Annotated in this window: 7 protein-coding genes; all 7 read left to right on the top strand. The window is 33.0% G+C overall.

The window, feature by feature from the left end; all coding sequences use genetic code 11:
* Window positions 1-112: 112 nt before the first annotated feature.
* The 7 genes from FZC76_RS22320 (at window position 113) to FZC76_RS22350 (ending at window position 6,020) form a co-directional block, all read left to right on the top strand.
* On the top strand, window positions 113-634 hold the full coding sequence (locus tag FZC76_RS22320; protein WP_148990292.1) for a GNAT family N-acetyltransferase: 522 nt from the start codon (window positions 113-115) through the stop codon (window positions 632-634).
* A gap of 275 nt (window positions 635-909) precedes the next feature.
* The gene (locus tag FZC76_RS22325; protein WP_148990293.1) at window positions 910-2,322 is read left to right on the top strand and encodes a hypothetical protein; all 1,413 of its coding nucleotides are present in this window, start codon (window positions 910-912) and stop codon (window positions 2,320-2,322) included.
* Window positions 2,323-2,545: 223 nt separating this feature from the next.
* Window positions 2,546-3,139, top strand: coding sequence for a uridine kinase family protein (locus FZC76_RS22330; RefSeq protein ID WP_262372765.1), 594 nt, complete (start codon window positions 2,546-2,548; stop codon window positions 3,137-3,139).
* A gap of 194 nt (window positions 3,140-3,333) precedes the next feature.
* On the top strand, window positions 3,334-3,846 hold the full coding sequence (locus FZC76_RS22335; RefSeq protein WP_148990294.1) for an ArsR/SmtB family transcription factor: 513 nt from the start codon (window positions 3,334-3,336) through the stop codon (window positions 3,844-3,846).
* Window positions 3,843-5,117: an MFS transporter gene (locus FZC76_RS22340; RefSeq protein ID WP_148990295.1), complete on the top strand. Its 1,275-nt coding sequence runs from the start codon at window positions 3,843-3,845 to the stop codon at window positions 5,115-5,117. The genes FZC76_RS22335 and FZC76_RS22340 overlap by 4 nt, the downstream gene beginning before the upstream one ends.
* 143 nt (window positions 5,118-5,260) lie before the next feature.
* On the top strand, window positions 5,261-5,497 hold the full coding sequence (locus tag FZC76_RS22345) for a DUF3977 family protein (protein ID WP_148990296.1): 237 nt from the start codon (window positions 5,261-5,263) through the stop codon (window positions 5,495-5,497).
* A 106-nt stretch (window positions 5,498-5,603) separates the two neighbouring features.
* Window positions 5,604-6,020, top strand: coding sequence for a GNAT family N-acetyltransferase (locus tag FZC76_RS22350; protein WP_148990297.1), 417 nt, complete (start codon window positions 5,604-5,606; stop codon window positions 6,018-6,020).
* Window positions 6,021-6,318: the final 298 nt, after the last annotated feature.

Consider the following 6,318-nt stretch of genomic DNA (forward strand, 5'->3'; position numbering starts at 1 on the left):
ATGCAATCGGCCAGCGTTACTTGAGTAAGTTTTTAAAGGGGAATTAAGTTACTTTGTTGAATTTACATATTAAGCTTTAAGGAAATATTTAACTACATAAAGGGGTGCTAAAATGATAATACGAAAAGCAACGTTAAATGATGCATCAGGTATTGCAAAGGTTCACGTTGATAGTTGGAGAACGACTTATAAAGGCATTATTCAAGATGACTTTTTAAAAAATTTATCTTATGAAAAACGGACAGAATTATGGAAAAAAAATATTACAAAAGAAAATAATTATGTAGTTGTTGCGGAGAATAATAAAGGTCAAATTGTAGGTTTTGCAGATGCTTGGAAAAGAGAAACCAATGTAGTGGAAAGCTCAAGTGATTTAACCTCAATTTACCTACTTGAAGAATATCAAGGACAAGGTATAGGTAAGAAGCTGTTCAAAGAATTATTTGTTCATTTTAAACAATTAGGTTATGGGAAAATATTTGTTGAAGTCCTTGAGGAAAATAAAACTCGTTATTTTTATGAATATTATGGTGCGAAATTAGTTAAAACAGTTCAAATAAAAATTGGTGAAAAAATGCTAAAAGAACTAATTTATGAATGGGATAATATTGACGATGTTATTGAGAGATTATAAACCTTTGATTACAGAGTATGGTTTTTACTACAATTGAAACTATTAAGGTTATATAGAATATTTTTATTCAGCAATCTAGGGAGTTATCTCAAGATCGAGTCTTCGGCAATCGGGCGCCATTCTTGAAGAAGAAACGGTGCTCTTTTTGTATTTTAAGGCCATATTATTGAAGAACACATTTGGAACTTTATGTTAAAATGAAAATAACTCTATCAAGATAAATACTTAAATCAATGTTCACGATAGTATAATAAAGATTAGGAGTGTACTAAGATATGAGGGTATACGAGCAATATAGAAATTCTTTAGGAGAGTTTATTTTAGTTTTAAAAAAAGAAAATATAACAGGCAATAAATTAATTGAATTGAAAAAAGATATAGCTTTAATTCAAAAGCTAAGTCCAGTATCCAAGCGACTTCTACCTTTAAAAAATTCACATGATAAATTTGAACAATGGAAGGCATCTCCTAAATCTATTGATGATGAAATTATCGATATTGTTACGATTTATTTATCCAATACTTCAAGTTTTATAGATCAGTGGAATAGTTTTTTAAAAAGAGAATACTCTGATCTGCATTCCTTTTTCGATAAAGAAAAGCGAACTATGTATGAAAAAACATTTGCTTACAGACTAATTTACAACTTAAGGAATATGAGTCACCATACACACCAATTGCCTTATAATCGATTAACTAAATCAATTGAAAGCGCACCTTTAATTGTATTAGAAAAAAGGTATTTCTTAGATGTACATAAAGGTATGCAGCCTAGCTTTCGTAAAGAATTAGAGGAACTCGAAGTAGAGGCTTTTAATCTAGTTGAGATTATCAGTGAATCGTATGAGGCACTAATTAAATTCCATGAAAAAATATCTAGTAAGTTAACGGAAAAACTATATCAAGATGGGCTACTCGATTCGATATACAGAGTCCTGCAATTTTATAATGATCATCAAGAAAATAATGGTGTAGTTGGTTTAACAAAGGATGAATTAAATCCTAGAAAGGTTTTACAGAAAGACTTTAGACAAACCTTAGGATTAGAAGAAATCCCCTATAATCTTGCCTGTTTTGGTGCTTTATCTTGTAAAGTAGAGCTAACATTTACGGGTATAGTAAATAAGCATAGAAGTAATCATTTTCCTTATGAACAGGACGGAACTATATACAAAGGTGCAGACCTATTAAGTTATAAAAATGTTAAGTGGGTTAAAGTTCACGAACTAGTGTTAAATATTAGGAATAATAAAAGTGTGTATAGTGTTCTTTACATGGTGGATGGATTACCTTTGAAAGAATACGAAAGAAAAAAAGATGAGTTTGAAAGCAAAAAGAGAAAAGAGTTTATAGCATATTCTGAAGAGCATTATAATAAGATGAAACCAAAAAAAATAGATGATAGCGCAAAGATATTGATTATATATTTTGATGATGAAAAATCATTAAGACAAGAAATATTATTTAGTGGTTCAGCAGAGCAGTTAAGACAGAACCACTTAGCGAACGATTGGGACGGTTTTAATTTAGGTGATTCTTTCCATCTTGATGATGTTAAAGTTAGAGTTTATGTAAAAAGGAGTGATTTAGAACAAAAAAATATAGGGTATTTCATAGGCCCAGATAGCTTAAATCCTAATAAAATCAATTATGATAAGTTAAGATTCCAAGAATACAGTGATAAATAAAATAGTTCTCTCAAATTCAAGTCTTCATTAATCGGGCGCAAATCTAGAGCAACTTAGGGCTTCTATAGCAGCACTTAAAGGGAGCTTACTGCTACGAGATACGTTTATTTTTTATGTTCAAAAATATTGAGTTAAAGATCTATATTTGAAATAATTGGTATAAGCAATTTGGAGTAGTTTACTGCAAAAAAATAAAGTTAATAACTTAAAAAGTGGTGATAAGGTGGCACTCAAAACTAATAATTTTGAACAAGTTGTTAGTTTAATTTATTTAATTCCCAAAAAACAATCAACCTTAATAGTTGGAGTAGATGGTTGTGGAGGATCGGGAAAAAGTACCTTAGCAAATAGGTTAAAGGACAAATTCTCTAATGTAACTATTGTACATATGGATGATTTTTATTTGCCATCATCTCAGATTATAAAATCAACCCCAGAGAAAAAGCCAATAGGTGCAGATTTTGATTGGAAACGTGTACTAAATCAGGTTCTTGAACCTATTAGTCAAAATCTAGAAGGACGGTATCAACGGTATGATTGGGAAAAGGATAAATTAACAGAATGGCACACAGTTCCTATTGAAGGAATTGTAGTAGTAGAGGGTGTTTATTCTATTAGAGAAGAATTAGCAAATAAATACGATTATACAGTATGGGTTGAATGCCCACGAGAAATTAGGCTTTCACGGGGCCTCGAAAGAGACGGAAAAGAAGCTCTTGAGATGTGGGAGAATAATTGGATGATTTCAGAAGGCATTTATGTTAAGGAACATAAACCACACGAAAGAGCCGACATTATTTTTAATGGAACTAAATAAATTTGTTGTTCAATAGCCACTAATAGAAGGTAACTGCTTATTCAAGAATCGGGCGCGATCCTGCAACAAGGATCAGCGCTCCTTTTTTTGCTTCGAATAAACCTTTGGAAAGTATATACAAATTTAAATAAATATGATAATCTATTTTTACAGATTATCAATCTAAAAAAATAGATTATAAGGGGGTTATACATATGAATGACAAACCGCTAAATGTTTCAATCGAACAGGCGAAATTACTTGGAAACGCACTGAGAATAAAGATTATTAGTCAACTAATAGATCAACCAAAGACAGCAAAGCAAGTGGCAGATTTATTGGGTCAGTCAGGTGGGAATGTTCATTATCATATTAAAAAGTTACATGAAGGTGGTCTCATTGAGTTAGTGGAAAAAAGGCAATATGGCGGAGTAACAGAGAAGTATTACTTATCAAAGTCAAAGTGGTTTAACTCTGTTGGAGATACACCAATTGATCCTGTATTAAATGATGATTATCATTCTATAGATTCAACCTCATTAAGCCTTCGGTTGAACTTAACTACAGAGCAACAAGAAGAGATAAAAGAAGAATTTAGAAAGTTTCTCGAGAGTTGGGTAGTTAAAACATCTGTGAGTGATGATAGCGAATCAGAAGAATTCAGTATCGGTGTTAAAATCGTCTCTACAAAACAAAAAAAAGAAGGTGAGGTGGATGAAAAGTTATGAGTATATTCTCAAACAAAAACTTTTTATATATGTTCTTAGGAAGGATTGTTACGAATATAGGTGACACATTATATGCAGTCGCTGCAATGTGGTTGGTTTCTGATTTGGGAGGATCAACATTATATACAGGCTTAGCTGGCTTCCTGACCATTATTCCCAGGTTCATTCAATTTTTCGGTGGACCATTTATTGACAGAATACCTATTCGTCCATTGCTAATTGTTACACAATGTATTCAATGTATTTTGTTGCTATTTATCCCACTAGCACACTACTTTGACTTTTTAAGTGTTGCACTGGTTTTAATTATTTCGCCTATTATAACAACATTTAATATGTTAGTGTATCCTGCACAAATGGCTTCTTTACCTAAGATTGTTGAGGAAAAGGAATTAACACAAGCCAATTCCCTATTTACCTTTGCTTACCAGGGAATTGAAACAGGATGTAATGCAATTGCAGGGGTTTTGCTGGTTGGTATTGGGGCGGTTTCTATATATCTTTTGGATTCAGTTTTGTTTCTCATGGGAGCTCTACTTTTTTCAATGATAAACTCACCTAAGGAATTTAGGAAAGAAAACTTAACGGACAAAGATTCATTTTTTACGAACTTCAAAAAGTATGGAATTGATTTAAAAGAGGGCATTCAATTACTTCTTAATAAGAAATTTTCTAGACTATTACTAGGTGTGATTGCAATTAATTTAGTAGGTGGAGCAACTTTTGTAGTACTACCTGAATTTAGTAAGCAACAAGGAGGAGCAGAAGTATTTGGCTTCTTATTAATGTCACAAGCATTGGGAAGTCTAACAGGAGCTTTACTAGCACCATATTTAGGGCTAGAAAGATTTGGAATAGGAAAGGTTTATTCCACTGCTTTTATGCTTAGTGGAATATTGTGGGCTGTGTCTATTTATAGTCCGTGGACTTGGTTAATGGTAATTATCTATGGTCTTGCATGGCTTCCAGGAGGAGTTACTAATATATTAATCAATACTTGTATGCAAAAGGGGATACCAAAGCATTTATTGGGGAGGGTGTTTTCAGCTTCTTTTAGCCTAAGTGGTATAGCAATGCCGTTAGGTTCCTTAATAGGTGGTGTATTAGGGGTTATGGTAGGAGGTTTCTATGTCATACTTTTTAGTGGTATAGTTGTATTTTTGGTTGGAGCCTTTTGGATGTTTGATAAAGTTACTCAATCACTACCAAAGTCAGAGGATGTTACAGAAACAACCTTTATAAAACCAATACCTAAAGCTGTGGGAAACTAATTGCTGTGGAGTTATTCCATTATCGGGCGCGATCCTGTAACAAGGGTCAGCGCTCATTTCTCTTTGGGCCAGGATAATAGTACTTATTGTAGGAATTTTTTGATTATGAAATAATTGTTATTAAATAATCGAGGGGACATAGTATGAAATACATAGAATTTGGTTTAGGTAATAAGTGGTTAATTAGGACAGAAACAGAGTTAGAAGATGGTACTGAATATGAGGAGAAAGGGATCAAAGGACCAGTGAAAATCCACTCTTTTTATATGAGACTTTGGATTGGTAATACCGTTTTCATATTTGATTTAAGAGAAGGTATTAAGCGTGTAAAGAAAAGTAGAAAAGAATTTAAATTTATTTTAGGATTAATTAGTTATTAATTACCATAATGAACAGAACTGACTGGGAGCAATTGCTTTGGAGATCGCTCTCTAAACGAGAATTGGATATACTTTTATACATTTACACACTAGAGGTGGAAATTTCATGCGAATGAAACTGAAAAATGAAAACTTGCTTGAGGTTAGGAATTATAGAAAAGAAGACTTTGTACATATCAATAAACTAAATGAAGATGAAAAGTGGAATAACCTCGTTGAAAACAAGGAGAGTACAAAGGAAGCATGGAATAATTCAAATATTGCTTATGTGGCAGAAATAAATGGACAGTTGGTTGGATATATAAGAGGCCTTACAGATAAATCTATCACATTGTTCATTTGCGAAGTATTAATAAGTCATAATTATCGAGGGTTAGGCATTGAAGCAATAATGCTTAATTATGTTCATAGTTTATACCCAACGACTAGAATGGAAATGCTAGCAAACAGTACATCGCGTTCTTTTTATGAGCAAAAAGGATATAGAACATTTTATGGTTTTAGAAAGACATATAAAGAGTAATTGAGAGTTATTTACTAAACAATCGGGCGCGAGTGCGGCTGAGCATAGGTTGTATCATATAGCGGGTGGGATTCCCGCCGAGTAAGAACTGGCCATTCGCTCGTAACGAGTCTTGGAGGACTAAAGGTAACTTTAGTTTTTAAGCGTAGACAGTGAGGTGGCGGGCCGAAAGCCAAATGGTTGAAGGGATTGAGCTCCATAATGATTGTAATTCGAGAGGGCTGATGCTTTTCGCGCTGCAGAAAGCTACATTTTATCCTTCGTTAAAGGCAAGAAGGTTAAAACCTCTCTGGAGTCA

Origin of the sequence: Sutcliffiella horikoshii, from assembly GCF_008180725.1 — a bacterium.
In the GTDB taxonomy this organism is placed as follows: Bacteria; Bacillota; Bacilli; order Bacillales; family Bacillaceae_I; genus Sutcliffiella_A; species Sutcliffiella_A horikoshii_B.